This window comes from Streptomyces clavuligerus (genome assembly GCF_005519465.1).
Taxonomy (GTDB): Bacteria; Actinomycetota; Actinomycetes; order Streptomycetales; family Streptomycetaceae; genus Streptomyces; species Streptomyces clavuligerus.
In genome coordinates this window covers 5,935,681-5,960,058 of record NZ_CP027858.1, presented here as the reverse complement: position 1 = coordinate 5,960,058, position 24,378 = coordinate 5,935,681, and the positions used below count along the sequence as shown (strand labels likewise).

Sequence of the window (24,378 nt, the reverse complement as noted above, 5' to 3'; positions counted from 1 at the left end):
GGGCTCAGCGCGGACCCAGGGCTCAGGCCGTGGGCAGCCAGCCGACCTTCCCCGCCAGCAGCGCGTATCCGACGAAGGCCACGATGTCGAGCAGCGCGTGCGCCACGACCAGCGGCCCGACCCGTCCCCACCTGCGGTAGAGCAGGACGAAGACGACGCCCATGACCATGTTCCCGATGAACCCGCCGATCCCCTGATAGAGGTGGTACGAGCCGCGCAGCACGGAGCTGGTCATCAGGGAAGCCGTCGGCGTCCACCCGAGCTGGTCGAGTCTGCGCAGCAGATACCCGACCACGATCACTTCCTCGACCACCGAGTTCTGGATCGCGGAGAGGATCAGGACGGGGAACTTCCACCACACCCCGGGCAGGGACTCGGGCACCACGGTGAGGTTGAGGCCCGTGGCCTGCGCGACGAGATAGAAGGCGAGCCCGGCGCTGCCGATGCCCGCCGCGATCAGGGTGCCGCGGCCCAGGTCGGGCCAGGGGCGGCTGCGGTCGAAGCCGAGCGAACGCAGCCCGCCCGCGCCCTCCCGGGTGAGCAGATGCGCCACCAGTGCCACCGGCACCAGCGCGGTCGTGATCCCGAAGAGCTGCCAGGCGAGATCCAGCCAGGGCCGCCCGGGGGCGGCCGAGCCGTTGAGCTTCGCCGCCTGTTCGCTGAGCCCGCCCGGCCTGGTCAGCGCGCCCGCGAAGCTGATCAGTGAGGACATGGCGCTGGCGCCCAGCGACAGGGCGAGCACCAGCAGCAGTTCGGACCGCAGCACCTTCGGCGGCAGTTCCTCCCGGGGAAGAGCGTCGGCCACGCCCCCGGCCTCCATCCGCACCCTGCCTCCCTGTGACTGGTCCCGCCCCGGACCGCACCGGGCGGCCGGGGACGACCGTCATCCTAGGTCGGGCACCCGGGCGGGCCCGGCAGGGCCCCGTGTCCGGAGCTGCGGGGCGCGTCCGGCCGATGCCCCGGGCATCACTCCCCCGGTCCGCCGTTCTGCCCGCCGGGGAAGCCGACCGGCCAGGAGTGCACGGGCTCGCCCTGGAGCATCAGCTCGCGATAGCGCCGGGTCATCGCGGCGAGCGCCGCGTCCCGCCCCAGCCCTGCCGCACGGGCGCGGTGATAGGTCTCGGACTGCCAGACGGCCCCGTTGACGCGCCGTCGGCACCGCTCCTCGATGACCCCGAGATAGCGGTCGCGGTCGGCGGGGGCCACCTGCCAGGCGTCGAGACCGGCGGCGGCCAGCGGCAGCAACTCGTCACGGACGAGTTTCACGGCGGGCACCCGGGTCACCCCGCCGGTCCGGCCCGGACGGGGCCAGTACAGCTCCGCGTCGATGCCGTGGCGGCACGCAGTGTCAAAATTCTCCTCGGCGGTCCGGAACGGCAGTCGGCTCCACACCGGCCGCGGCTCCTCGGCGAGCGCCCGTACCAGCCCGTAGAAGAAGGCGGCGTTGGCGATGACATCGGTGACCGTGGGCCCGGCGGGGAGGACACGGTTCTCCACCCGCAGATGGGGCACACCGTCCGCGACCGAGTAGACCGGGCGGTTCCAGCGATAGATCGTGCCATTGTGCAGTACGAGTTCCCGCAGCTCAGGGGCGTTTCCCTGGTCGATGGCCCGCAGCGGGTCCTCCTCGTCGCAGATCGGCAGCAGCGAGGGGAAGAAGCGCAGGTTCTCCTCGAAGAGGTCGTACGCGGACTCCACCCACCGTTCGCCGAACCAGGTGCGCGGCCGGACGCCCTGGGCCTGGAGCTCGGGCGGCCGGGTGTCCGTGGCCTGCGTGAACAGCGGTGGCCGCGACTCGCGCCACAGCTCCTTGCCGAAGAGGAAGGGCGCGTTGGCCCCCACCGCGATCTGCACCGCCGCCACCGCCTGCGCCGCGTTCCACACATCGGCGAAACGGCCGGGGGTGACCTGGAGGTGCAACTGCACCGAGGTGCAGGCCGCTTCCGGGGCTATCGAAGCGGAGGTGCAGGTCAGCCGCTCTATACCGCTGATGTCGAGTGAGAAATCCTCGCCGCGGGCGGTGAGGATCTGATCATTGAGCAGGGTATAACGGTCGACGTCCGACAGGTTCCCATGGACCAGATGGTCCTGGGTGAGGGTCGGAAGAATACCGATCATCACGATCCCTGCGCCAACCTCGTTCGCTTTCCGGTCGGCATATCCGAGCCCGGCCCGCAACTCCTCGGCGAGTTGGTCGAGAACACGGCCGCCGAGCCGGTGCGGAACAACGTTCACCTCCAGATTGAACATCCCCAGCTCGGTTTGGAAATCGTTGCTGGCGATTCGCTCAAGAACTTCCGCATTCATCATCCGGGGCAGGCCGTCCGCCCCTGCGAGATTCAACTCGATCTCCAGGCCCAGCAGATTCTTGGGCCGGTCGAACCGCTTCTCGTCCAGCAGTCGCCCCAGCCCCGCCAGGCACTGTTGCAGCTTGCGCCGGTATCTCTGGCGATCGGCCGGCGCAAAGCCTCTTGCCACGTCCTTGTCCCCCATCGAAGTGTCCTTCCTCGACTGGACATCGCGCGGCTCCGGTCGCCCGCGCCCCGGACGATAATGCCCACCCTGGCTGATCGATAACGCCACGGAGACAGCCGGCAACCGGTAGGGTGTCCGAAGTGGCGAGCTGTACGTCACATCGGCGCCATGGGACCGCCTCATGCAGGGCGCAGTACTCACCTACCACTGCCCCCGGCATGGTGAAAAACACCGATGAGTTTCGGCCTACCAGTCACCGGGGAAACGCCCTGGCCGGGAAGGATATTTCCAGGGAGAACCGGCGGATCCGCCGCGCCCGAAAGTCCTGATCCACTCTTGCGGTGAATACACGGCGGCGCTAGCGGAATCACTGGGAGAACACAGGTCGTATAAACTCTGTACAGAAGGCAGATAGTTGGCGCCCAGTGGCCCCTTCGGCCCCTCTGGCCCCGCTCGCTGACAGCGCCGTCCGCACCCTGCCCTGCCTCACCGTGTCTCCCCTAGTGAGAGGCGTCCCACCATGCCGCTGCACGTCCTCCCGGCTCCCGCACCCGCGCTCCGCAGCGTCCTCACGGCACTCGGTTCCCCGACCGCAGTCCGCGAGGACCGCACTCCCGCACTCCGTTCCGCCCAGGGTCCGGTGAGCCCCGAGTCACCGCTCCCGGTCCATGTGCTCGACCAGATCGTCCCGACCCCCGGCGACCGCCCCTGCACCCGGCTCACGGGCTGGCGCTTTCTGATCCGCGGCGGCGAGCGCTATGTCGCCGCCGCCGAGACGGTCCTCACCGCGGACGGCTGGACCTTCTCGCACTTCTTCGAAGGCCCCTATCTCACCTCGACCGAACGCGCCCTGCGCCAGGCGGAGGCGATGACGACCCCCTATCAGCCACGGCTGCTCTCCATCCCCGAGCTGTACATGCTCACCCTCTGGCTGCACCGGGGCACGGACGCCGACGCGGACTCCGGCACTCCGCAGCCCACCGACATCCTGGTACCACTCGCCCCCGCACCGCCGGGCATCGCGGCCCACCGGCCGCACCGGGTCGCCGAACTGCTGCCCCTGATGAGCCTTCGGATCGCTCCCGGACCCCTGCTCGGCTCACCCGCCTGACCGCCGCCGGGCACCCGCGGACGTCCGCCGCCGCGCCCCGCGACCCTTCCGAGGGTCGCGGGGCGCCGTCGTGTGTCCGGGGCTCTTTCGTTCTCTTCCACGCCATCGGTTTTCGGACGGACTAGTCCTTCCCGACCCTCTGAACCACCCGAAAGTACAAGGGACTTGAGTTGAACCAACTCCCCCGGAGGAACGTCTTACATCAGTAGGACGAGCTGCCGCGAAATCCCTGCGAGATAACGCCGACAAGGCGACACTGGGACCGGACTCTACAGATACGGGGGGCGGCCATGAACACCTCAGCGAGCCGCAGCACAGTCACTACTTCGCAGCGAAAGAACCCATCCATGTGCCAGCATCAGCCATCCTGCCCCACATCCGAATCGGCCGACCGGGACGCGGCGCGCCGCGTGGCGCACCACCCCGAACAAGGCTGGAGCCTGTTGTGCAATGGCGTCCTCCTCTTCGAGGACACCGGCGAACTGCTGCCGGACGGCCAGGTCATCGCACCGCACCGGCTCTGCCTCGCCACGGCAGCCGCATAGCACCGCGGCTCCGCCCACCGCACCGGTACAGCGCCACCCCGCACCGACACCTCAGGGCCGGCACGGACCTCTCCGCACCGGCCCCGGACTCCAGGCTCAGGCGCCCCCAGGGGCGCCTTTTGCCGTCCGTCCCCGCGGCTCGCGCCGTCAGCTCCCGTACTCGTCCAGCGGCGGGCAGGAGCAGACCAGGTTGCGGTCGCCGAAAGCGCCGTCGATCCGGCGCACCGGAGGCCAGTACTTGTCGGCGGTGCTCACCCCGGCCGGGAAGACCGCTTCCTGACGGGTGTAGGGGTGCTCCCACTCCCCACCGAGCGAGGCCGCGGTGTGCGGGGCGTTCCGCAGCGGGTTGTCCTCGGCGGGCCACTCGCCCGACGCGACCTTCTCGACCTCCTGCCGGATCGCGATCATCGCGGCGCAGAAGCGGTCGATCTCCTGGAGGTTCTCACTCTCGGTGGGCTCGATCATCAGCGTCCCGGCCACCGGGAACGACATCGTGGGCGCGTGGAAGCCGTAGTCGATGAGCCGCTTGGCGATGTCGTCGACGGTCACACCCGTCGCCTTCGACAGCGGACGCAGATCCACGATGCACTCGTGGGCGACCAGCCCGGCGGGGCCGGTGTAGAGCACCGGGTAGTGCGGCTCCAGCCGCTTGGCGATGTAGTTGGCGGCGAGCACGGCGACCTGCGTCGCCCGCTTGAGCCCCGCCCCGCCCATCAGCCGGACGTACGACCAGGAGATCGGCAGGATGCCCGCGGAGCCCCAGGGCGCGGCCGAGATCGGGCCGACGCCCGTCCTGGGTCCGGCGGTCGGCTGGAGCGGGTGGTTGGGCAGATACGGGGCGAGGTGCTCGCGGACCGCGACCGGGCCGACACCGGGGCCGCCGCCGCCGTGCGGGATGCAGAAGGTCTTGTGCAGGTTCAGATGCGAGACATCGCCGCCGAACTTCCCCGGCTTGGCGAGCCCCACCAGGGCGTTGAGGTTGGCGCCGTCGACGTAGACCTGGCCGCCCGCCTCGTGCACCGTGGCGCAGATGTCGGCCACGTGCTCCTCGAAGACACCGTGCGTGGAGGGGTAGGTGATCATCAGCACCGCCAGCTCCGCGCGGTGCTTCTCGATCTTGGCACGCAGATCGTCGACGTCGATCTCACCGTCGTCGGCGGTCTTGACCACGACCACCTTCATCCCGGCCATCACGGCGCTGGCGGCGTTGGTGCCGTGCGCGGAGGACGGGATGAGACACACGGTGCGCTGCTCGTCCCCGTTCGCCCGGTGGTAGGCGCGGACCGCGAGCAGTCCGGCCAGCTCGCCCTGGGAGCCCGCGTTGGGCTGGAGGGAGACCTTGTCATAGCCGGTGACCTCGGCCAGGCGCTCCTCCAGCTCCCGGATGAGGGTGAGGTAGCCGGCCGCCTGGTCGACCGGGGCGAAGGGGTGGATCTGCCCGAACTCGGGCCAGGTCACCGGCTCCATCTCGGTGGTCGCGTTCAGCTTCATCGTGCAGGAGCCGAGCGGGATCATGCCCCGGTCCAGCGCGTAGTCGCGGTCCGCGAGGCGGCGCAGATAGCGCAGCATGGCGGTCTCGGAGCGGTGCTGGTGGAAGACCGGGTGGTGGAGGTACTCGTCCTCGCGCAGCAGCGCGGCGGGCAGGGTGTCCGCCACGGTGGCGTCCAGGGCCTCGATGTCGGCCTCCACCCCGAACGCCGCCCAGACGGTGGTGAGCGCGGCCCGGGTGGTGGTCTCGTCGCAGGCGAGCGAGACATGGGAGTCGTCCACCAGGTGGAGGTTGACCCCGCCCTCACGGGCCGCCGCGACCACCTCGGCGGCCCGGCCGGGGACGCGCGCGGTCAGCGTGTCGAAGTACGAGCCGTGGACGAGCTCCACGCCGCCCGCCGTCAGCCCGGCGGCGAGCAGGCTCGCGTACCGGTGGGTGCGCCGGGCTATCGTCCGCAGCCCCTCGGGACCGTGGTGGACGGCGTACATACCGGCCATGACGGCGAGCAGCACCTGCGCGGTGCAGATGTTGCTGGTGGCCTTCTCCCGGCGGATGTGCTGCTCCCGGGTCTGGAGCGCGAGCCGGTACGCCTTGTCGCCGTCCGCGTCGACGGAGACGCCGACGAGCCGTCCGGGCAGGCTGCGGGCGAAGGTGTCCCGGACCGCCATATAGCCTGCGTGGGGGCCGCCGAAGCCCATCGGGACGCCGAAGCGCTGGGTGGTGCCGACCGCGATGTCCGCGCCCAGCTCGCCGGGGGAGGTGAGCAGGGTCAGGGCGAGCAGATCGGCGGCGACGGTGACGACGGCGCCGAGGGCGTGCGCCTGCTCGATGACGGGCCGCAGATCACGGATGGCGCCGGAGGCACCGGGGTACTGGAGCAGCACACCGAAGACCCCGCGCTCGGCAACGGAGTCGGGGATGCCCTGGGAGAGGTCGGCGGTGACGACCTCGACACCGGTCGGCTCGGCGCGGGTCCCGATCACCGCGAGGGTCTGCGGCAGGACGTCGGAGTCGACCAGGAAGACCCCGTTCCTGACCTTGCCGATCCGGCGGGAGAGCGCCATGGCCTCGGCCGCCGCGGTGCCCTCGTCCAGCAGGGACGCACCGGAGGTGGGCAGTCCGGTCAGCTCGGCGACCATGGTCTGGAAGTTCAGCAGCGCTTCGAGACGGCCCTGGGAGATCTCGGGCTGGTAGGGCGTGTACGCCGTGTACCAGGCGGGGTTCTCCATGACGTTGCGCAGGATCACCGGGGGCGTGAAGGTGCCGTAGTAGCCGAGGCCGATCATCGGGGTCAGCACGGTGTTCCGGTCGGCGAGGCCGCGCAGCTCGGCGAGGACCTCGGCCTCGGTGCGGGCCTCGGGCAGCCCCAGCGCCTCGGCGCTCTTGATCACGTCGGGGACGGCCGCGGCGGTCAGCTCGTCCAGCGAGCCGTATCCGACCTGTGCCAGCATCTTGGCCTGCGCCTCGGCGTCGGGGCCGATGTGGCGCTGCTCGAAGGGGGTGCCGCGCTCCAACTCGGAGAGGGGCGTGCGGTGAGCGGTCATGATCGGAGGCCTCCTGGTCTGACGCGACCTGTGAGGGGCACCACGGCGCGGGTGCCCCGGACGGCCTCCCCCTCTGTCATCTCAACCTGAGAGCTTCACCGGGCGGCACGCGCTCGGCGCCCGGTTTTCACCGTCGGTGAGAGCGGATGCCGCCGTCCGGCGTCCGCTCTGCTTTCCAGAGTGACCTCACCCATGCGGTACGGGGTGCCTGAGAGATTCCGGGGAGGATTTGCTCCTTCGGCGCCGCCGGCGGTGTGCCGGTGGACTCTCCCGCGTGGGGTCAACAGCCAATGTCAGCCTACCAGCGGACCCCTTCGACGATCGCTCAAGTGGCCGATACCACCGATCTGCTCTTTGGTGGGCCTTAAGGATGGATAGCTGCGAACTCTTGGAGGGACCGTGCAGACCGATGTCGATCCGCGCAGTCTGATCGGCCGCAAGGCGTTCGACCGCGACGGGACCAAGATCGGGACCGTGGACGAGGTGTATCTCGACGACGCGACCGGCTCGCCCGAATGGGCCGCCGTGCGGACCGGACTCTTCGGACGGGACGCCTTCGTCCCGCTTGCCCCGAGCACGCTGGTGGACGACGCGCTGAGCGTGCCGTACGAACGCGCTCTGATCAGGGACGCCCCGGACTTCGGCGTGGGCCGCCACCTCTCCCCGGAGCAGGAGCTCCAGCTCTATCGCCACTACGGCCTCGACCTCCCCGCGGCGGATTCCGGCGATCCCGGTCCCCCGGGGGACCGCTCCTTCGGCCGGGTGGCCGGGGAGGACGGCCGCGCGGCTCCCGCCGGCGACTGAGGCCCCGGGGGCCCGTCGTCCGCCCCGGCCCCGGCGGGGGCGGCCACCAGGGGCAGGGGATCGGACGGTGACAGCTCGGGGTCGTCGACGCGGAAGGTGCGCACCCGTCCGGGCGGGGAGTCCGGCCGTTCGAACCGGACGGTGACCCGGCCCACCCCGCTGCCCTGGACCCACCCCGGACCGTGGGTGCTGTGCCGAACGTCGGAACCGGCGGGCCAGTGGCGCTCGACGGGCTCGGCGGGGCCGGGCCCCTCGGCCGGGGCGGGCGGCGGGTCCGCCCCCGGGTCCCGGTCCGTCGCCTCCTCCACCGCGGCCTGGGCGAACAGATCCTCCTGGGTGTAGTCGGCCAGCCCGGACACCCCCACGCCGAGCAGCCGCACCCCGCCCGTGGTGTCGACGGACTCCAGCAGCCGCCCCGCGGCCTCCCGCACCACGGACGGGTCGTCCGTGGGCCCGCGCAGCGTCTCGGAGCGGGTCAGCGTGGAGAAGTCGTACCTCCGCACCTTCAGGACGATCGTCCGCCCCGAGTGCCCGGAGGCCCGCAGCCGGGCCGTGCAGCGCTCGGCGAGCCGCTCCACCTCGACCCGGATTCCGACCCGGTCGTGCAGATCCACGTCGAAGGTGTCCTCCACCGACACCGACTTGGTGTCCCGCTCGGCCACCACGGGCCGGTCGTCTTGGCCGAGCGCCATCCGGAACAGCGCCGTCCCGTGCGCCCTGCCGAGCAGCCGTACCAGCTCGTCCTCGCCCGCCTCCACGAGATCGGCGCAGGCCGTCATCCCGGCCCGGCGCAGATGCTCCCCGGTGGCGGGCCCCACCCCGGGCAGGATCCGTACGGACAGCGGCCCCAGCAGCTCCCGCTCGGTGCCGGGTTCGATCAGCGCCAGGCCGTCGGGCTTGGCCCGCTCCGAGCCGATCTTCGCCAGCATCTTGGACCCGGCGAGCCCCACCGAGCCGGTCAGCCCGGTGACCGCCAGGATGTCCGCCCGCAGCCGCTCACCGGCCGCTCGGGCCGCCGCCGCGTCGACCGCCCCGGTGGCCTCCAGGTCCACGAACGCCTCGTCCAGGCTCAACGGCTCCACCAGGGGCGACAGCGCCCGCAGCAGCTCCATCACCTGCTCGCTGATGGAGCGGTAGAAGGCGAAGCGGGGTACGAGGTAGGCCGCGTTCGGCGCGAGCCGCCGGGCCTGCGCCATCGGCATCGCCGAGTGCACCCCGAAACGCCGGGCCTCGTACGAGGCGGTGGCGACGACCCCGCGGGGGCCCAGCCCCCCGACGATCACGGGTTTTCCGCGCAGGCTGGGCTTCGCCGCCTGCTCGGCGGCGGCGAAGAACGCATCCATGTCCAGATGCAGGATCGTCGGCGCGGATCTCACATCTCCGATGCTGCCTCACGCCACTGACAGTGCCCCTCCGGCACCCCCGGAGCCCGGCGCGGGCTCAGCCGGCCCGGTTCTGCCGACGGCGCGCCAGCTCGTCCAGCGGATGGTGGCCGGCGAGCGTCTCACCGGTGTCGACCCGCTCCCCGTGGAGCTGCGACAGCGCCGCCTCGACATCGCGCCGGACGACTCCCACGGCGATCCCGAAGACCCCCTGCCCGCCCTGGAGCAGATCCACCACCTCATCGGGCGACGAGCACTCGTACACCGTCGCCCCGTCGCTCATCAGGGTCATCCGCTCCAGGTCGGCGCAGCCCCTCTCCCGCAGGTGCCGGACGGCGGCCCGGATGTTCTGCAGGGCGACGCCGGTGTCCAGGAAACGTTTGACGATCTTGAGGACGACGACGTCGTGGAAGCTGTAGAGCCGCTGGGTGCCGGATCCGTACGCCGGGCGGACGCTGGGCTCGACCAGCCCCGTACGGGCCCAGTAGTCGAGCTGGCGGTAGGTGATCCCCGCCGCCGCGCAGGCGGTCGGCCCCCGGTAGCCGACGGTCTCCTCCGGCCGTCCGGAGCGCTCGGTCGTACCCTCCCCGAGCGGATACGGACCGCTCTCCCCCAGACCTCGTCCGAGGACGCCCCCCACCGCACCGTCGCCGCTGTTTCTCACGCCGACCCTCCGTCCTTGACCTGCCGACTCGACGGTAGGCAGTCACCAGGGGTGCGTCAACGATCGCCGCGCTCGGCACGCCGAGTGATAATCACCCTGAGAGTGGTTTGGAGTGACCAGAACCGGGAAACAGTGCTCGAATGGCCTGGAACCGGCCAGGTGAACCCGCTTCCGCAGCCGCCTCCGGTGACCGCCGGGCCACCGACGGTCACCTGCTCAGCGTGCGGCAGTCACTGATTGCCGGTTCCGAAGTCCTCGGGAGAGATCTGGTCGAGGAACTCGCGGAACTTCTCCACCTCGTCCTCCTGCTCATCGGGAATCGCGATACCCGCGTCGTCGAGGACCCCGTCACTGCCGTAGATCGGCGTACCGGTGCGCAGAGCGAGCGCTATGGCGTCGGACGGACGCGCGCTCACCTCGACTCCGCTGGCGAAGACCAGCTCCGCGTAGAAGACCCCTTCACGCAGATCGGTGATGCGGACCTCGGTGAGCTCCTGGCCCACCGCCTCCAGCACATCCTTGAAGAGATCATGGGTCAGCGGCCTGGCAGGTGCCATGCCCTGCTGGGCAAAGGCAATGGCGGTCGCCTCCCCGGGACCGATCCAGATGGGGAGGTACCGGTCGCCTCCCACTTCACGCAGGAGCACGATCGGTTGGTTGGAGGGCATTTCCACCCGGACACCCACGACGTCGAGCTCGTTCACACAGCAACCCTAGGACGTGCCCGACCTGTTTGGGTAGTCGGGCACGTCCTAGATCACGTGAGACGCACCCCCAGGGCCGTCTGCACCAGGGCGGCGTGCAACCGCACCGACAGAGTCGCCAGCTCCCGGGCGGTGGCCTCGGCATGGGCCCTGGTCTGCGGATTGCGATGCCTCCGCAGCGGTGCGACCACCTGTTCGACCAGTCCGGCCTCCCGCTCGGCCGCGGCCCTCATGGCGCGAAGGTGCCGTGGCTCCAGACCGAATCTGCCGAGATCGGCCACCAGCCTCGCCACGGTCACCGCCTCGGCGTCGAAAGCACCGGCGGCGTCCGGGACGAGCAGGCCGTACGACTCCCACTCGGCCAGCTCCTCCTCGCCCACCTCCGCGGCGGCCAGCAGCTCCGCTCGCCCCACCCGGGCGGCGGTACGGCGCTCACCAACGGCCTCCCACGGGCCCGGCTCCCCCGCCCCGGCCCCGGTGGCCGCCCCGTCCCGCCCAGGGCTCTGAGCGGGCAGCTGGACCTGTTCCCCGCGGTCCGCGGCGTCGAGATGCTCACGGATGACCTTCAGCGGAAGATAGTGGTCCCGCTGCATCCGCAGCACCTGCGCCAGCCGCTCCACGTCCTCCTGGCTGAACTTCCGATACCCGGAGGGGGTGCGCCGCGGCTCGACCAGTCCCTCCGCCTCCAGAAAACGGATCTTGGAAATCGTGACTTCGGGAAACTCGTCCCGCAGCTGACCGAGGACGGTGCCGATACTCATCAGCCGCTCGGCCGCGGGAACCCTTCCCCCCGCGGTGGCGGTGCCACGCCCGGCACCGCCCGTCGGTGTGCGCATGTGCCTTCCCTTGCGGGTTACACGGCCCGCTGGCTCCCGTAGAAGACCAGCCGGTACTTGCCGATCTGGACCTCGTCCCCGTTGTTCAGATAAGCCGAGTCGATCGGCTCGCGATTGACATACGTGCCGTTGAGGCTGCCCACGTCAGCCACGCTGAAGCTGCCGTCGCGGCCCCTGCGGAACTCCACGTGGCGGCGCGACACGGTCACGTCGTCCAGGAAGATGTCGCTCTGCGGATGACGGCCCGCCGTCGTCAGATCGCTGTCGAGCAGGAAGCGGCTGCCCGAATTGGGCCCCCGCCGCACCACCAGCAGCGCCGACCCCAGGGGCAGCGCCTCCACCGCGGCCTGCGCCTCGGGCGACAGGGAGGGCAGCTGGGTCTGCCCCGTCATCTCCGAGTCATAGGCCTCCAGGCCGGAGATGGAGATCGTCGACGTGGTCTCCGAGGCCCGCTCCGCGGCCGGCTGGCCCCGCAGCGGCGCGCCGCAGTTGGAGCAGAACTTGCTCGTCTGCGGATTGCGGTTGCCGCACCTCGTGCAGACCGTGACACCCGTCATGGACGGATCATCCTCCTGCCGCGGCCGCCCCCCGTGGGGATTGGTCGCATACGGATCGGGGGCAAACCCTCCACCCGAGGTCGATGGTTCCCCGAAACCTATGCGTCCGGGACCGGCAGGGTCAACAGCCGACGCGCCCCGCGCCCCGGGAATATCACCGCCCGGACCAGCGAACTCGTCCCGGAAGAGCGGACGCTCCCCGCTCTGGACCTCTTCCTGACCCTGACGCCGCGCACGGTGCCTGGCGTTGCCGCCTTCCTCGCGTGCGCTCTTGCCGAACAACTTCGCAAACAACTTCACGGGCGATTCCCCTTGACCGAAATAGACCCGCCCGTGGGGCAGGACGAACCCTGACTGATCACACCTGCCGACCCGGACATCCTCACAACGTCCGTACCCACCAGACAGTTTCCACCACACGGCACGAGTTCTGTGCGGCGACCCCCCGCGACCTCGTGCCCTCGTCGGCGGAGCACCGTACGCGCCCGCCTCACCGCGCCGACGACCGAGCGTAGTCAGGCCGCTTCGCGGCCCGCAAGGCGTCCACGACGATCCTCTCCGAGCGGACCACCGTGGCAGTGGCCTGCTCCTTCTCCAGTGTCCGCACGACTCCGCCCGGAATGTTCAGGGCAGGTTCGAGATCGTGCGGTTTGCCGATGACCTTGAAGATGTACGGCGCCCCGATCCGGTTCCCGTCGATCTCGACAGCACCCTTCAGGCCGCTGAAGTAACTGTCGGCGACCACCCGGACACCATTGATCTGGATCGCCTCCGCCCCCGCGGCACGCAGCTCCTGGATCGCGTCGAGCAGCATGTCCGGCTCCACGGCACCGGAGCGGTCCGCGACCGTGAGCGTGATGCCCGGGCCCCGCGCGGCGACCGTACCCGCCAGAATGCCCAGTTGCTGCTCCTTCAACCGGGTCTGCTTGCGTGCCTCCTCCGCCTGGTCGGAGCTGTTCTCCAGCTCCGCCCGCTGGGCCGTGAGCCGCTGCCTCTCGTCCTCCAGACGCTCCGTGCGATGGTCCAGCTCGTCCAGAATCCGCACCAGGTCCTCCTGGCGGGCCCCCCGCAACGCGCTGTTGTCACTGGTGGACCGCACCTGGATGGCGAGCCCCAGACCGAGGACGAACAACAGCACCGCCACGGTCAATTGAGCCCGGGTCACCCGCGGCGGCCAGAGCCCGGCCACCAGCCGCTGACGGCCGGTCATCCCCGCCCTCGGACCACCGGGTACCGGCGGCTGCGCCGCACCCGGCGCACCGTCATCGGCGGCCCCGGCGCCCCGGCCGGTCGATTCGTCGTTCATCGGCTCCTCCACCGCACTCACGCCCGGAACACATGCCGGCGGATCGCCGCAGCGTTGGAGAAGATCCGGATGCCCAGCACCACGACGACACCCGTGGAGAGCTGGGCTCCGACACCCAGCTTGTCCCCCAGGTACACGATCAGCGCGGCCACGACCACGTTGGACAGGAAGGAGACCACGAACACCTTGTCGACGAAGATCCCGTCCAGCATGGCCCGCAGCCCCCCGAAGACGGCGTCCAGGGCCGCCACCACGGCGATCGGCAGATAGGGCTCGACCACCGCCGGGACCTCGGGCCTCAGCAACAATCCGGCCACGACTCCCACGACGAGGCCCAGTACGGCGATCACGTTGTGCCTTTCCCTGTCTCTGCCGTGCCCTGTCCACCGTTCCCACGGGCGATGGCGGTACCCGGCTCTGCTGTACGTACGATCAGGCTCGGGGCGGCGGGCAGACGCACCTCGTCCTCGGCGGAGACACTGAAACGGATGCCGTAGTCCTTCCGCAGCAGCTCCAGATACAGGCCGTCGACGCTGTCGCGGAACGCGGTGTCCAGTTTCTCGCCGTCCCCCACCGCAAGCACCGTGTACGGCGGTACCAACGGCCTGTTGTCGACCAGTATGGCGTCTCCGGCGGCCCGGATCGCCGACAGGGCCGTCAGGCGCTGCCCATTGATGGCCATGGCCTCCGCGCCGGACTCCCACAGACCGTTGACGATCCGCTGCATGTCACGGTCGCGCACCCGGCCCGTGTCGCTGAAACCGCCGCTCTCCCGGGGGCCAGAGCCGCTCTGATCGGTGCCCTTGGCATCGTCGATCACCAACCGGACACCCGGCCCCTCGACCTCGGTGGCGCCCGCCAGCAACGAGGCCAGCGGCTCCCCGGCCGCGCCCGCCGACTTGAGCGCCTTCCGCTGCCGCTCCCCCACCTCGTCCCGCAGCCGGTCCACCCGGTCCGCCAGCTCGTCCGCGGCGGCGGTCTTGGCGTCGACCCGGTCGATCAGTTCCTCGCGCTCCTTGGCCAGCACCGGCGCGGATATCCGTGCCTCGGCCGCGCCCACGGTGACCACCGCCGCGGCGAGCACCAGACCGGCCGCAAGCCCCAGTTTCGCCCGCAGCGGGCGGGGCAGTGGAGCGCCCTCGGCCCTCCTGCGGGCAGCCGCCTCGGCATAGCCCTCGTCGAGGCTGTGCTCCATCACATTCGTCAGCAGCGACATGGACGCATCGGGGCGTCCTGGCGTAAAGCCAGTGGTCCGAATGGGGGGCTGCTGCGGCATGCCGCACATCGTCGCACGTCGCGCCCCCTGCCGCCGAATGGCCCCACCGGTGTGCCGGAAGCAACGGTTCCGAAAGCTTCCGGCACACCGGCGGTACCCCTGGCTACCCCCTAGTCACCTGCGCTGTCCACCACCGCCGCCCACTCGTTGAGCAGTGCCTGGGCCGAGGCGTCGTCGGGTCCCTCCGCCCACAAATGGGTGACGGCCTCCGAGGGAGCGGGCAGCACCATCACCCAGCGCCCGTCGGGCTCCACCACACGCACTCCGTCGGTGGTGTCCACCTGCCGGTCACCGGCCGCCTCGACAACCCTCCGCATCACCAGACCCTTGACCGCCCAGGGAGTGGCCAGATCGCGTTTGAGCACATGCGCCCGGGGAATACGGGCGTCGATCTGGCTCAGCGTGAGCTGCGTTCTGGCCACCAGCCCCACCAGCCGCACCAGCGCCGCCGTACCGTCGAAGACACTGCTGAACTCCGGCACGATAAAGCCACCGCGGCCGTCGCCGCCGAAGATGGTGGTCTCCTCCCGGCCCACCCGGGTGAGGTCGTCGGGCGAGGTCGTCGTCCACTCCACCTGCGTCCCGTGGTACGCGGCCACCTGCTCGGCGATCCGTGTCGTGGTCACCGGCAGCGCCACCCGCCCGCTGCGCCGCTCGGCAGCGACCAGGTCCAGCAGGACCAGCAGCGCCCGGTCGTCCTCGATGATCCTTCCCCGCTCGTCCACCAGGGACAGCCGCTCGCCGACCGGGTCGAACCGCACCCCGAAGGCCGCGCGGGCGGACGCGACGATCTCGCCGAGCCGGACCAAACCCGCCCGGCGGGTGTCCGCCGTCTCGGTCGGCCTCGCCTCGTCCAGCCCCGGGTTGATGGTCAGGGCGTCCACACCGAGCCGCCCCAGCAGACTCGGCAGAACCAGCCCCGCACTGCCGTTGGAGGCGTCGACGACGACCTTGAGCCCGGAGTCGGCGATACCCGTGATGTCGACGTTCCGCAGCAATGACCCGGTGTACGAGTCGAAGACACTCGCCGGGAAGCGCAGGTCCCCGATCTCTCCGGGGAAGGCCCGCCGGTACTCCTGCCGCGCGTACACCCGGTCCAGCTTCCGCTGTCCGGCCTGGGAGAGGTCCGCTCCCCGCCCGTCGAAGAACATGATGTCGATGGAGTCGGGGACACCCGGCGTGGTGCGGATCATGATCCCGCCAGCGCTGCCGCGCGCGGTCTGCTGCCGGGCCACGGGCAGCGGTACGTTCTCCAGGTCCCGCACATCGATGGCGCTGGCCTGAAGGGCGGAGATCACCGCCCGTTTGAGTGCCCGGGCACCACGGGAGTGATCGCGTGCGGTGGTGACCGTGGAACCCTTCTTGAGGGTGGTGGCATAGGCCCCGGCGAGCCGCACCGCCAGCTCGGGGGTGATCTCCACATTGATGATCCCGGAAACGCCCCGGGCCCCGAAGAGATGTGCCTGACCGCGTGATTCCCAGATCACCGAGGTATTGACGAACGCACCCGCCTCGATCGTCTTGAACGGGTAGACACGTACGTTTCCCTGGACGATCGACTCCTCGCCGATCAGGCACTCGTCCCCGATGACGGCCCCGTCCTCGATCCGGGCCGCGCGCATGATGTCGGTGTTCTTGCCGATCACACAGCCGCGGAGATTGGAGTGCTCACCGATGTAGACGTTGTCGTGGACCACGGCCCGATGGAGAAAGGCGCCGCTCTTCACGACCACGTTGGACCCCACGACGGTGTCCTCGCGGAGTTCCACATTGGCTTCGACCTTGGCGTAGTCGCCGATGTACAGCGGCCCGCGCAGTACGGCGTCGGGGTGTACCTCCGCGCCCTCGGCCACCCAGACCCCGGGCGAGATCTCAAAGCCGTCGATCTCGACGTCGACCTTGCCCTCCAGGACGTCCGCCTGGGCCTTCACATAGCTCTCGTGGGTGCCGACGTCCTCCCAGTAGCCCTCCGCGACATAGCCGTAGATCGGCTTGCCTTCCTTCATGAGCTGGGGAAAGACATCCCCGGACCAGTCCACGGGAACATCGGGCTCGACATAGTCGAAGACCTCGGGCTCCATGACGTAGATACCGGTGTTCACGGTGTCGGAGAACACCTGGCCCCAGGTGGGTTTCTCCAGGAAACGTTCCACCTTGCCGGCCTCGTCGACGATGGTGATTCCGAACTCCAACGGGTTCGGCACCCGGGTCAGACAGACGGTGACCAGCGCGCCCTTCTCCTTGTGGAAGGCGATCAGGTCGGTGAGATCGAAATCGGTGAGCGCATCGCCCGAGATGACGAGGAACGCGTCGTCCTTGAGTGCTTCCTCGGCGTTCTTCACACTGCCGGCGGTACCCAGGGGCTTTTCCTCATTGGCGTAGGTCAGCTCCATGCCCAGCTCTTCGCCATCACCGAAGTAGTTCTTGACCAGCGAGGCGAGGAACTGGACCGTGACCACGGTTTCCTTGAGCCCATGCCGCTTGAGCAGCCGCAGCACATGCTCCATGATCGGCCGGTTGACCACCGGCAGGAGCGGTTTGGGCATGCTCGACGTCATGGGGCGAAGGCGGGTTCCTTCGCCACCGGCCATTACGACGGCCTTCATGTCGGAAGCGTCCTCCTTGAGAGACGACGGTCAGCCGACTTCACTCGCCCATAGAGGCCCCTCTGGCGTCATGCGGGCCGGCCACGCTGCACGGCTCCCGCATCGACGAGGTCAATCGGCCACTGCGTCCGCCTTGACGAGACGGCGGACCTGGACCACATAGAGAATCCCTGCCCACCAATACAGAGTTGTACCCCATCCGGCGAAAGCCCATCCGAAAATAGCAGCGAGTGACGCAAGCCACCCTGAGCCGTCACTGAGCAGCAGCAAGGGGAAGGCGTACATCAGGTTGAAGGTGGCGGCCTTGCCGAGGAAGTTCACCTGGGGCGGCGGATAACCGTGCCGACGGAGGATTCCCACCATCACCAGCAGCATCAGCTCCCGCGCCAGGAGGACTGCGGTGAGCCAGAGCGGAAGGATCTCCCTCCAGGTCAGCCCCACCAGAGTCGACAGAATGTACAGTCGATCGGCCGCGGGGTCCAGCAGTCTGCCGAGGCTGCTGATCTGGTTCCAGCGCCGGGCCAGCTTGCCGTCCAGATAGTCACTGATCCCGCTGAGCATCAGGACCAGCAGAGCCCAGCCGTCGCTGTTCGGGCCACCGAAGACCGGGCGGAGAATCAGCCACAGGAAGAGCGGCACACCGACGAGGCGGGCCATGCTGAGGATGTTGGGGATGGTGAGTACCCGGTCCGTCTGAACGCGAGTCTCCTGGACCTCCACCCGTGGGCCTCCATATGTGTAACGTGCCGATGACTCCCTCGACCTTACCGTCAGTCAGGGGCGTACCGGACACGGGGTGAACCACCGACCGTGTCCTGTGGAAAAGGGTCCGGACATGCGAAAGGCCCCGCACCATACGGTGCGGGGCCTTCCCCAAAAATTGTTCGGCGGCGTCCTACTCTCCCACAGGGTCCCCCCTGCAGTACCATCGGCGCTGAAAGGCTTAGCTTCCGGGTTCGGAATGTAACCGGGCGTTTCCCTAACGCTATAACCACCGAAACACTATGAAACAATCAACAAACCAGCAATGGGTTGTTCGTGGTTTCAGAACCAACACAGTGGACGCGAGCAACTGAGGACAAGCCCTCGGCCTATTAGTACCAGTCAACTCCACCGGTCACCCGGCTTCCATATCTGGCCTATCAACCCAGTCGTCTACTGGGAGCCTTACCCCATCAAGTGGGTGGGAGTCCTCATCTCGAAGCAGGCTTCCCGCTTAGATGCTTTCAGCGGTTATCCCTCCCGAACGTAGCCAACCAGCCATGCCCTTGGCAGGACAACTGGCACACCAGAGGTTCGTCCGTCCCGGTCCTCTCGTACTAGGGACAGCCCTTCTCAAGACTCCTGCGCGCACAGCGGATAGGGACCGAACTGTCTCACGACGTTCTAAACCCAGCTCGCGTACCGCTTTAATGGGCGAACAGCCCAACCCTTGGGACCGACTCCAGCCCCAGGATGCGACGAGCCGACATCGAGGTGCCAAACCATCCCGTCGATATGGACTCTTGGGGAAGATCAGCCTGTTATCCCCGGGGTACCTTTTATCCGTTGAGCGACGGCGCTTCCACAAGCCACCGCCGGATCACTAGTCCCGACTTTCGTCCCTGCTCGACCCGTCGGTCTCACAGTCAAGCTCCCTTGTGCACTTACACTCAACACCTGATTGCCAACCAGGCTGAGGGAACCTTTGGGCGCCTCCGTTACTCTTTAGGAGGCAACCGCCCCAGTTAAACTACCCATCAGACACTGTCCCTGATCCGGATCACGGACCCAGGTTAGACATCCAGCACGACCAGAGTGGTATTTCAACAGCGACTCCACGAACACTGGCGTGCCCGTATCACAGTCTCCCACCTATCCTACACAAGCCGAACCGAACACCAATATCAAACTGTAGTAAAGGTCCCGGGGTCTTTCCGTCCTGCTGCGCGAAACGAGCATCTTTACTCGTAGTGCAATTTCACCGGGCCTATGGTTGAGACAGTCGAGAAGTCGTTACGCCATTCGTGCAGGTCGGAACTTACCCGACAAGGAATTTCGCTACCTTAGGATGGTTATAGTTACCACCGCCGTTTACTGGCGCTTAAGTTCTCAGCTTCGCCAGAACGAATCCTGGCTAACCGGTCCCCTTAACGTTCCAGCACCGGGCAGGCGTCAGTCCGTATACATCGCCTTACGGCTTCGCACGGACCTGTGTTTTTAGTAAACAGTCGCTTCTCGCTGGTCTCTGCGGCCACACCCAGCTCACCAAGCATGTTGGATCACCAGACATGGCCCCCCTTCTCCCGAAGTTACGGGGGCATTTTGCCGAGTTCCTTAACCATAGTTCACCCGAACGCCTCGGTATTCTCTACCTGACCACCTGAGTCGGTTTAGGGTACGGGCCGCCATGAAACTCGCTAGAGGCTTTTCTCGACAGCATAGGATCATCCACTTCACCACAATCGGCTCGGCATCAGGTCTCAGCCTTAATGTGTGACGGATTTGCCTGTCACACGGCCTACACCCTTACCCCGGGACAACCACCGCCCGGGCTGGACTACCTTCCTGCGTCACCCCATCGCTTACCTACTACCACCTCGGGTCGTCGGCTCCACCACTCCCCCTCACTCCGAAGAGATCAAGGGCGGCTTCACGGACTTAGCATCAGAGGATTCGATATTGGGCGTTTCAAAGCGGGTACCGGAATATCAACCGGTTGTCCATCGACTACGCCTGTCGGCCTCGCCTTAGGTCCCGACTTACCCTGGGCAGATCAGCTTGACCCAGGAACCCTTAGTCAATCGGCGCACACGTTTCCCACGTGTGTATCGCTACTCATGCCTGCATTCTCACTCGTGAACCGTCCACCACTGCCTTCCGGCGCGGCTTCACCCGGCACACGACGCTCCCCTACCCAACCCAGCACCCGTTGGGGCTATCTGCTGGATTGACACGACTTCGGCGGTACGCTTGAGCCCCGCTACATTGTCGGCGCGGAATCACTTGACCAGTGAGCTATTACGCACTCTTTCAAGGGTGGCTGCTTCTAAGCCAACCTCCTGGTTGTCTCTGCGACTCCACATCCTTTCCCACTTAGCGTACGCTTAGGGGCCTTAGTCGATGCTCTGGGCTGTTTCCCTCTCGACCATGGAGCTTATCCCCCACAGTCTCACTGCCGCGCTCTCACTTACCGGCATTCGGAGTTTGGCTAAGGTCAGTAACCCGGTAGGGCCCATCGCCTATCCAGTGCTCTACCTCCGGCAAGAAACACACGACGCTGCACCTAAATGCATTTCGGGGAGAACCAGCTATCACGGAGTTTGATTGGCCTTTCACCCCTAACCACAGGTCATCCCCCAGGTTTTCAACCCTGGTGGGTTCGGTCCTCCACGACCTCTTACAGCCGCTTCAACCTGCCCATGGCTAGATCACTCCGCTTCGGGTCTTGAGCGCGCTACTGAATCGCCCTGTTCGGACTCGCTTTCGCTACGGCTTCCCCACACGGGTTAACCTCGCAACACACCGCAAACTCGCAGGCTCATTCTTCAAAAGGCACGCAGTCACGAGGATACGAGTAAACTCGCATCCCGACGCTCCCACGGCTTGTAGGCACACGGTTTCAGGTACTATTTCACTCCGCTCCCGCGGTACTTTTCACCATTCCCTCACGGTACTATCCGCTATCGGTCACCAGGGAATATTTAGGCTTAACGGGTGGTCCCGCCAGATTCACACGGGATTTCTCGGGCCCCGTGCTACTTGGGTGTCTCTCAAACAAGCCGCCACAATTTCAGCTACGGGGGTCTTACCCTCTACGCCGGGCCTTTCGCATGCCCTTCGCCTATCATGACGGTTTCTTACTTGTCTCACAGTCGGCAGACTGTGAAAGAGAGATCCCACAACCCCGCATGCGCAACCCCTGCCGGGTATCACACACATACGGTTTGGCCTCATCCGGTTTCGCTCGCCACTACTCCCGGAATCACGGTTGTTTTCTCTTCCTGAGGGTACTGAGATGTTTCACTTCCCCTCGTTCCCTCCACACTGCCTATGTGTTCAGCAGTAGGTGACAGCCCATGACGACTGCCGGGTTTCCCCATTCGGAAACCCCCGGATCAAAGCCTGGTTGACGACTCCCCGGGGACTATCGTGGCCTCCCACGTCCTTCATCGGTTCCTGGTGCCAAGGCATCCACCGTGCGCCCTTAAAAACTTGGCCACAGATGCTCGCGTCCACTGTGCAGTTCTCAAACAACGACCAACCACCCGCCACCCCACCACACGACATGGTGAGTTCACCGGGGCCGGCAACCGAAGACACTGGCAGAAGCCCGTGCCCTCAGACACCCAACAGCGCGCCCGGCCCAGCAGACCCCACCCCATCCACGTTCCACGCCGAAGCAGTACTAGTGAAAGAAGCAGACCCTACTGTGCCGAATAGTCAACGTTCCACCCATGAGCAACCGTGCGAGACATTCGCTCGCATCCGGCCATGTGCTCCTTAGAAAGGAGGTGATCCAGCCGCACCTTCCGGTACGGCTACCTTGTTACGACTTCGTCCCAATCGCCAGTCCCACCTTCGACAGCTCCCTCCCACAAGGGGTTGGGCCACCGGCTTCGGGTGTTACCGACTTTCGTGACGTGACGGGCGGTGTGTACAAGGCCCGGGAACGTATTCACCGCAGCAATGCTGATCTGCGATTACTAGCAACTCCGACTTCATGGGGTCGAGTTGCAGACCCCAATCCGAACTGAGACCGGCTTTTTGAGATTCGCTCCACCTCACGGTTTCGCAGCTCTTTGTACCGGCCATTGTAGCACGTGTGCAGCCCAAGACATAAGGGGCATGATGACTTGACGTCGTCCCCACCTTCCTCCGAGTTGACCCCGGCGGTCTCCTGTGAGTCCCCATCACCCCGAAGGGCATGCTGGCAACACAGGACAAGGGTTGCGCTCGTTGCGGGACTTAACCCAACATCTCACGACACGAGCTGACGACAGCCATGCACCACCTGTACACCGACCACAAGGGGGGCACTATCTCTAATGCTTTCCGGTGTATGTCAAGCCTTGGTAAGGTTCTTCGCGTTGCGTCGAATTAAGCCACATGCTCCGCTGCTTGTGCGGGCCCCCGTCAATTCCTTTGAGTTTTAGCCTTGCGGCCGTACTCCCCAGGCGGGGAACTTAATGCGTTAGCTGCGGCACCGACGACGTGGAATGTCGCCAACACCTAGTTCCCAACGTTTACGGCGTGGACTACCAGGGTATCTAATCCTGTTCGCTCCCCACGCTTTCGCTCCTCAGCGTCAGTAATGGCCCAGAGATCCGCCTTCGCCACCGGTGTTCCTCCTGATATCTGCGCATTTCACCGCTACACCAGGAATTCCGATCTCCCCTACCACACTCTAGCCTGCCCGTATCGAATGCAGACCCGGGGTTAAGCCCCGGGCTTTCACACCCGACGTGACAAGCCGCCTACGAGCTCTTTACGCCCAATAATTCCGGACAACGCTTGCGCCCTACGTATTACCGCGGCTGCTGGCACGTAGTTAGCCGGCGCTTCTTCTGCAGGTACCGTCACTCTCGCTTCTTCCCTGCTGAAAGAGGTTTACAACCCGAAGGCCGTCATCCCTCACGCGGCGTCGCTGCATCAGGCTTTCGCCCATTGTGCAATATTCCCCACTGCTGCCTCCCGTAGGAGTCTGGGCCGTGTCTCAGTCCCAGTGTGGCCGGTCGCCCTCTCAGGCCGGCTACCCGTCGTCGCCTTGGTAGGCCATCACCCCACCAACAAGCTGATAGGCCGCGGGCTCATCCTGCACCGCCGGAGCTTTCAACCCAAGGGCATGCGCCCCCGGGTGGTATCCGGTATTAGACCCCGTTTCCAGGGCTTGTCCCAGAGTGCAGGGCAGATTGCCCACGTGTTACTCACCCGTTCGCCACTAATCCCCCACCGAAGCGGGTTCATCGTTCGACTTGCATGTGTTAAGCACGCCGCCAGCGTTCGTCCTGAGCCAGGATCAAACTCTCCGTGAATGCTTCCAGGTAATCCTGGTCGACACACACGGGAGCGGAACCAGGAGCAAGGAATAATCACTCCCGGTCCACAGCGTCCTCGCTGTGTGCGCCCCCGCCACCCCACAGAGGGATGAAACGGAGGACTTTTTCAAAGGAACCTCATCCCGGAGCAGAAGCTCCCGGACGGGGTATCAACATATCTGGCGTTGACTTTTGGCACGCTGTTGAGTTCTCAAGGAACGGACGCTTCCTTCAGGCCCTTTTCACCAGGCCCTCCGGGCAGTTTCCCTTCGGTGTGTTCAAACCTTATCAGGCTTTTTCCGGCTTCCTGACCACCCTCCCTGCCGCATGGCAGAGCGATGATCCGGAGGAGACCGAAGCTCGATGGTTTGCCCGCCTGCCCGTCGACTCGATGTCGTGCTGGACCCTGGCGGGGTTATGACAGTACCCCCTCGTCGAGAGACGAGGCAAATCGTTTCCCGGGCACCCCTAGATCATCCCAACCCAGTGCTTTCAGGCAGAACCGGGACTTCATATGACTTACGCTGCTGAACAGTGCGCCGTCCGGGACAGGTAGTGACGGTGCGTACTGAAATCTCCGCCCCCAGGGAGGCTCCATGACCACAGTGACGTCACCTCTTGCCGGACGTGCCATCGGACTTTCGGCCGTGCCCGATCCGGTGTTCTCGGGTGCGATGGTCGGTCCGGGTACCGCCATCGACCCGGTCCGCGAGCCGTCGGAGGCGCTGTCCCCGGTGGACGGAGTCATCGTCTCCCTTCATCCGCACGCTTTCGTCGTGGTGGACGCCGAGGGGCACGGAGTCCTCGTCCACCTCGGTATCGACACCGTTCAGCTCAATGGCGAGGGCTTCGAGCTGCTGGTCAACAAGGGCGACACCGTGAGCCGCGGCCAGGCCGTGGTGCGCTGGGACCCGTCCGCCGTCGAGGCCGCGGGCAAGTCGGCGATCTGCCCGGTCGTCGCGCTCGAAGCGACCGCCGACGCCCTCGGCGACGTCCGCGAGGACGGCGATGTGAAAGCCGGCGACCCGCTGTTCTCCTGGCAGTGACGCCGACAGAGCAGCA

At 66.9% G+C, this 24,378-nt stretch carries 17 protein-coding genes, 3 rRNA genes and 1 riboswitch; of the genes, 4 read left to right on the top strand and 16 right to left on the bottom strand.

Going from position 1 to position 24,378, the window contains the following annotated elements; all coding sequences use genetic code 11:
* Positions 1–22: 22 nt before the first annotated feature.
* Both CRV15_RS25185 and CRV15_RS25180 read right to left on the bottom strand, forming a co-directional pair.
* On the bottom strand, positions 23–820 hold the full coding sequence (locus CRV15_RS25185; protein ID WP_003959662.1) for a CPBP family intramembrane glutamic endopeptidase: 798 nt from the start codon (positions 818–820) through the stop codon (positions 23–25).
* A 146-nt stretch (positions 821–966) separates the two neighbouring features.
* Positions 967–2,493 (bottom strand): glutamate-cysteine ligase family protein, encoded by a 1,527-nt coding sequence (locus CRV15_RS25180; RefSeq protein WP_003957164.1) that lies wholly within the window; start codon positions 2,491–2,493, stop codon positions 967–969.
* Between the two features lie 502 nt (positions 2,494–2,995).
* Between CRV15_RS25180 and CRV15_RS25175 the strand changes: the two genes are divergently transcribed.
* Positions 2,996–3,586 carry a hypothetical protein gene (locus tag CRV15_RS25175; protein WP_003957163.1) on the top strand — a complete coding sequence of 197 codons (591 nt, stop codon included), beginning with the start codon at positions 2,996–2,998 and terminating at the stop codon, positions 3,584–3,586.
* 347 nt (positions 3,587–3,933) lie between these two features.
* The gene (locus tag CRV15_RS25170) at positions 3,934–4,131 is read left to right on the top strand and encodes a DUF5999 family protein (RefSeq protein WP_003957162.1); all 198 of its coding nucleotides are present in this window, start codon (positions 3,934–3,936) and stop codon (positions 4,129–4,131) included.
* A 147-nt stretch (positions 4,132–4,278) separates the two neighbouring features.
* Here CRV15_RS25170 and gcvP read toward each other — a convergent pair whose 3' ends face one another.
* Positions 4,279–7,164 carry an aminomethyl-transferring glycine dehydrogenase gene (gene gcvP / locus CRV15_RS25165; protein ID WP_003957161.1) on the bottom strand — a complete coding sequence of 962 codons (2,886 nt, stop codon included), beginning with the start codon at positions 7,162–7,164 and terminating at the stop codon, positions 4,279–4,281.
* 185 nt (positions 7,165–7,349) lie between these two features.
* Positions 7,350–7,447, bottom strand: a riboswitch (glycine riboswitch).
* Positions 7,448–7,563: 116 nt separating this feature from the next.
* Between gcvP and CRV15_RS25160 the strand changes: the two genes are divergently transcribed.
* Positions 7,564–7,968: a PRC-barrel domain-containing protein gene (locus tag CRV15_RS25160; RefSeq protein ID WP_003959665.1), complete on the top strand. Its 405-nt coding sequence runs from the start codon at positions 7,564–7,566 to the stop codon at positions 7,966–7,968.
* Here CRV15_RS25160 and CRV15_RS25155 read toward each other — a convergent pair.
* The 13 genes from CRV15_RS25155 to CRV15_RS25095 all read right to left on the bottom strand — a co-directional run bounded on the left by CRV15_RS25155 (position 7,857) and on the right by CRV15_RS25095 (position 23,313).
* The gene (locus tag CRV15_RS25155; RefSeq protein WP_003959666.1) at positions 7,857–9,344 is read right to left on the bottom strand and encodes a DNA polymerase IV; all 1,488 of its coding nucleotides are present in this window, start codon (positions 9,342–9,344) and stop codon (positions 7,857–7,859) included. The two genes, CRV15_RS25160 and CRV15_RS25155, sit on opposite strands and share 112 nt — an antisense overlap.
* A 64-nt stretch (positions 9,345–9,408) precedes the next feature.
* Positions 9,409–10,014, bottom strand: a complete 606-nt coding sequence (locus CRV15_RS25150; RefSeq protein ID WP_003959667.1) for a MerR family transcriptional regulator — start codon at positions 10,012–10,014, stop codon at positions 9,409–9,411.
* Between the two features lie 230 nt (positions 10,015–10,244).
* On the bottom strand, positions 10,245–10,718 hold the full coding sequence (locus tag CRV15_RS25145; protein WP_003959668.1) for a bifunctional nuclease family protein: 474 nt from the start codon (positions 10,716–10,718) through the stop codon (positions 10,245–10,247).
* Positions 10,719–10,771: 53 nt separating this feature from the next.
* On the bottom strand, positions 10,772–11,554 hold the full coding sequence (gene ftsR / locus CRV15_RS25140) for a transcriptional regulator FtsR (RefSeq protein ID WP_003959669.1): 783 nt from the start codon (positions 11,552–11,554) through the stop codon (positions 10,772–10,774).
* Positions 11,555–11,571: 17 nt separating this feature from the next.
* Positions 11,572–12,519 carry an FHA domain-containing protein gene (locus CRV15_RS25135; RefSeq protein ID WP_230864205.1) on the bottom strand — a complete coding sequence of 316 codons (948 nt, stop codon included), beginning with the start codon at positions 12,517–12,519 and terminating at the stop codon, positions 11,572–11,574.
* Between the two features lie 82 nt (positions 12,520–12,601).
* Positions 12,602–13,417 (bottom strand): DUF881 domain-containing protein, encoded by an 816-nt coding sequence (locus CRV15_RS25130; protein WP_003959671.1) that lies wholly within the window; start codon positions 13,415–13,417, stop codon positions 12,602–12,604.
* A 17-nt stretch (positions 13,418–13,434) separates the two neighbouring features.
* Positions 13,435–13,767 (bottom strand): small basic family protein, encoded by a 333-nt coding sequence (locus CRV15_RS25125; RefSeq protein ID WP_003957155.1) that lies wholly within the window; start codon positions 13,765–13,767, stop codon positions 13,435–13,437.
* Positions 13,764–14,693, bottom strand: coding sequence for a DUF881 domain-containing protein (locus tag CRV15_RS25120; RefSeq protein ID WP_044955754.1), 930 nt, complete (start codon positions 14,691–14,693; stop codon positions 13,764–13,766). Before CRV15_RS25120 ends, CRV15_RS25125 begins: the two co-directional genes overlap by 4 nt.
* A 110-nt stretch (positions 14,694–14,803) precedes the next feature.
* Positions 14,804–17,299, bottom strand: a complete 2,496-nt coding sequence (locus CRV15_RS25115; RefSeq protein WP_003957152.1) for a mannose-1-phosphate guanyltransferase — start codon at positions 17,297–17,299, stop codon at positions 14,804–14,806.
* A gap of 111 nt (positions 17,300–17,410) precedes the next feature.
* On the bottom strand, positions 17,411–18,019 hold the full coding sequence (gene clsA / locus CRV15_RS25110) for a cardiolipin synthase ClsA (RefSeq protein ID WP_003957151.1): 609 nt from the start codon (positions 18,017–18,019) through the stop codon (positions 17,411–17,413).
* 162 nt (positions 18,020–18,181) lie between these two features.
* Positions 18,182–18,298, bottom strand: a 5S ribosomal RNA gene (rrf, locus tag CRV15_RS25105).
* A 75-nt stretch (positions 18,299–18,373) separates the two neighbouring features.
* Positions 18,374–21,499 (bottom strand): 23S ribosomal RNA (locus tag CRV15_RS25100).
* A gap of 286 nt (positions 21,500–21,785) precedes the next feature.
* Positions 21,786–23,313 (bottom strand): 16S ribosomal RNA (locus CRV15_RS25095).
* The 16S, 23S and 5S rRNA genes sit together here, the layout of an rRNA operon.
* Positions 23,314–23,912: 599 nt before the next feature.
* On the opposite strand from CRV15_RS25095, the gene CRV15_RS25090 reads away from it, so the two are divergent.
* Positions 23,913–24,362, top strand: coding sequence for a PTS sugar transporter subunit IIA (locus tag CRV15_RS25090; RefSeq protein ID WP_003959047.1), 450 nt, complete (start codon positions 23,913–23,915; stop codon positions 24,360–24,362).
* The last annotated feature ends 16 nt before the right edge of the window (positions 24,363–24,378 follow it).

Coding starts and splice junctions, on each gene's coding strand:
- CRV15_RS25185 (WP_003959662.1), bottom strand. CDS start 820: ATGGAGGCCGGGGGCGTGGCCGACGCTCTTCCCCGGGAGGAACTGCCG.
- CRV15_RS25180 (WP_003957164.1), bottom strand. CDS start 2,493: ATGGGGGACAAGGACGTGGCAAGAGGCTTTGCGCCGGCCGATCGCCAG.
- CRV15_RS25175 (WP_003957163.1), top strand. CDS start 2,996: ATGCCGCTGCACGTCCTCCCGGCTCCCGCACCCGCGCTCCGCAGCGTC.
- CRV15_RS25170 (WP_003957162.1), top strand. CDS start 3,934: ATGTGCCAGCATCAGCCATCCTGCCCCACATCCGAATCGGCCGACCGG.
- gcvP (WP_003957161.1), bottom strand. CDS start 7,164: ATGACCGCTCACCGCACGCCCCTCTCCGAGTTGGAGCGCGGCACCCCC.
- ftsR (WP_003959669.1), bottom strand. CDS start 11,554: ATGCGCACACCGACGGGCGGTGCCGGGCGTGGCACCGCCACCGCGGGG.
- CRV15_RS25130 (WP_003959671.1), bottom strand. CDS start 13,417: ATGAACGACGAATCGACCGGCCGGGGCGCCGGGGCCGCCGATGACGGT.
- CRV15_RS25120 (WP_044955754.1), bottom strand. CDS start 14,693: ATGCCGCAGCAGCCCCCCATTCGGACCACTGGCTTTACGCCAGGACGC.
- CRV15_RS25115 (WP_003957152.1), bottom strand. CDS start 17,299: ATGAAGGCCGTCGTAATGGCCGGTGGCGAAGGAACCCGCCTTCGCCCC.
- CRV15_RS25090 (WP_003959047.1), top strand. CDS start 23,913: ATGACCACAGTGACGTCACCTCTTGCCGGACGTGCCATCGGACTTTCG.